Genomic DNA, 2,319 nt, shown 5'->3' with positions numbered 1-2,319 from the left:
CTTTGTCTACAAGCTCCTGGACATCCCCACGGACCTGTACACCGCCATCTTCGCCAGCGCCCGGATGCCCGGCTGGTGCGCCCACCGGATTGAGGAGTGCTGCTCCGAGGATCCGCGGATCATCCGCCCGGCCTACAAGACGGTCTGCAACCGGGTGCCGTACGTGCCGCTGGCGGAGCGTGGACAGTGAGGAGTTAGGAGTTGTCCGAATTCCAGAAAAACTCCTAACTCCTATCTCCTAACTCCTAACTTTTTGAAGGTTTGAAAGTGAGATCAATCTGAACGAAGGGGGTTTCCCGATGACTTTGCATGACAACGGCGTTTTCCTCTCCCAGGGCGTCCTCCATGACGCCGCCCCCGTCTCCCCGGAGGAGGGACGGCGGCGCACCCTGGCCTGGAGCATCCTCCAGGCCCACAGCTTCTCCGGCGATCCGGAGAAGCTCCAGGTCCGCTTTGACGCCATGGCCAGCCACGACATCACCTATGTGGGCATCATCCAGCAGGCCCGGGCCTCCGGCATGCGGGAATTCCCCATGCCCTACGCCCTGACCAACTGCCACAACTCCCTGTGCGCCGTGGGCGGCACCATTAACGAGGACGACCACGCCTTCGGCCTCTCCGCCGCCCGGAAGTACGGCGGCATCTACGTCCCCGCCAACCAGAGCGTCATCCACTCCTACGCCCGGGAGCAGCTCTCAGGCTGCGGGAAAATGATTCTGGGCTCCGACTCCCACACCCGCTACGGCGCCCTTGGCACCATGGCCGTGGGCGAGGGCGGACCGGAGCTGGCCAAGCAGCTCTTGAAGAACACCTGGGACGTGCCCTATCCAAAAGTGGTGCTGGTCTATCTCACCGGCGCGCCCAAGCAGGGCGTAGGGCCCCATGACGTGGCCATCGCCCTGGTGAAGGCCACCTTTGAGAGTGGCTTTGTCAATAACTGCGTCTTAGAGTTTGCGGGCCCCGGCGTTGCGGCTCTGCCCATCGACTTCCGCAACGGCATCGACGTCATGACCACCGAGACCACCTGTCTCTCCTCCATTTGGGAAACCGACGGAGAGACAAAGGGCTTCTACGACGCCCACCGGCGCCCCGGGGAATACCGGGAGCTCCACCCCGGGGATTTCGCCTGGTACGACAAGTATATTGAGCTGGACCTCTCCCGGGCCGAGCCCATGATCGCCCTGCCCTTCCACCCCTCCAACGCCTGGACTATCCGGGAATTTCTGGAGAATGCGCCGGAGATTCTCGCTCAGGTGGAGGCCGACGCCCGGAAGCGCTTCCCCAGGGCGGACATTCACCTGACGCAGAAAGTCCGTGACGGCGGCGTCTGGGCGGACCAGGGCGTTATCGCCGGCTGCGCCGGAGGACTCTTCGACAACATCACTGAGGCGGCGGATATCCTCCGGGGCGGCAGCTGCGGAGACGGCTACTTCACCTTGGACGTGTATCCCACCAGCGTTCCCGTCAGCCTGGAGCTGACCAAAATCGGAGCGGCGGCGGACCTTCTGCAAAGCGGCGCCGTCATCAAACCCAGCTTCTGCGGGCCCTGCTTCGGCGCAGGGGACGTGCCCGCCCACAACGGCCTGAGCCTCCGCCACACCACGAGGAACTTCCCCAACCGGGAGGGCTCCAAGCCCGGCGAGGGGCAGTTTGCCGCCGTCTGCCTGATGGACGCCCGGTCCATTGCCGCCACCGCTTTGAACGGCGGAAAGATCACCCCCGCCACTGAGATCGACTATATGCCCGTCCGGCATCCCTATCACTTTGACGCTGGCGTCTATGACAAGCGGGTCTACAATGGCTTCGGGAAGCCCCGTCCGGATGAGGAGCTGATTCTGGGCCCCAACATCACCGACTGGCCGAGGATGCGGCCCCTGGCGGACAATCTGCTGGTGGAGCTGGCGGCAGTGCTGCGGGACCCCGTCACCACCACCGACGAGCTCATTCCCTCCGGCGAGACCTCCTCCTACCGCTCCAATCCCCTGCGGCTGGCGGAGTTCACCCTCTCCCGCCGGGAGCCGGAGTACGTGGGCCGGGCCAAGGCCGCGGCAGAGGCGGAGGCCAGGCGGCTTGCAGGAGAGACGCCGGAAAAGCTGCAAAAGCTGCTGAACCTGGCCGGCGCTGTCCAATACGTGGCCGACAAGACTATGCTGGAAAAGAGTCAAAAGGGCAAGCCGCTCACCAAGACCCAGCTTGCCCAGCTGGAGCGGTACCGTGTCTCCGGGGAAAACACCCAGTTCGGCTCCTGCGTCTTCGCCAACAGGCCCGGCGACGGCTCCGCCCGGGAGCAGGCCGCCAGCTGCCAGAAGGTGCTGGGGG

The 2,319-nt window shown here is 64.6% G+C and carries 2 protein-coding genes; both read left to right on the top strand.

What is annotated here, in order from left to right; genetic code table 11:
• The coding region (locus QZ326_RS12905) for a citrate/2-methylcitrate synthase (protein WP_295745988.1) at window positions 1–190 on the top strand (190 nt) is incomplete at its 5' end.
• Window positions 191–299: 109 nt separating this feature from the next.
• A partial coding sequence (locus tag QZ326_RS12900) for a hydratase (RefSeq protein ID WP_295745985.1) occupies window positions 300–2,319 on the top strand: 2,020 nt, incomplete at its 3' end.

This window comes from uncultured Oscillibacter sp. (genome assembly GCF_910587525.1).
Taxonomy (GTDB): Bacteria; Bacillota; Clostridia; order Oscillospirales; family Oscillospiraceae; genus Oscillibacter.
The sequence above is the reverse complement of the archived record's forward strand: the minus strand, read 5'-3'. Positions and strand labels throughout refer to the sequence as shown.